A 501-nucleotide genomic window follows, 5' to 3' on the forward strand; every position below is an offset into this window, starting at 1 on the left:
GGGGCTCCCGGGCCTGCACAGGTAGCTTAGCCTTAGGAAAAAGAGCGTGTCCCTGAAGTCTCCCTTCAGGTCGTAGTCCACGGTAACAATCACTTCGACCACCACACCCACGAAAGCAGGTCGTAAAAGGTCATTGGTATTACCCCAAGCTGGAATGCCGTGGTCTGGAAGGGGAAGGTCTTAAAGAGCTCGCTCGTTGGAGGGGCCCACGGGCTCAGGACTTGCTTAGCCATCTCTTTAGCCACAGAGCGTGGGTTAGTGAAGAATGCCGGGTAGTTAGCTTCCACCTCTGCAGTTATTGCGGTATCCGAGAACCGTGTGCGTTCGATTATAGCCACTGCAGGGGTAGTGAGCGGAACCTTGAAGTAGCCGTTAGCCCAGAACCACGTGGGCATTTCGACGTCTCCCGTGTCTCCCGTGGGAGTAACTATGTAGCCTGCGGACTTTGCGTAGTCCCTGAAGTGGATAATCGCCTTCTCCTGACTGCAGGCGTAGTAGCGG

General features: G+C 55.5%; 1 protein-coding gene. It reads right to left on the bottom strand.

What is annotated here, in order from left to right:
- Positions 1-89: 89 nt before the first annotated feature.
- On the bottom strand, positions 90-501 hold a 412-nt coding region (locus tag ACP5H1_RS08630), incomplete at its 5' end, for a hypothetical protein (RefSeq protein WP_427974141.1).

Origin of the sequence: Acidilobus sp. (assembly GCF_049973875.1) — an archaeon.
Taxonomy (GTDB): Archaea; Thermoproteota; Thermoprotei_A; order Sulfolobales; family Acidilobaceae; genus Acidilobus.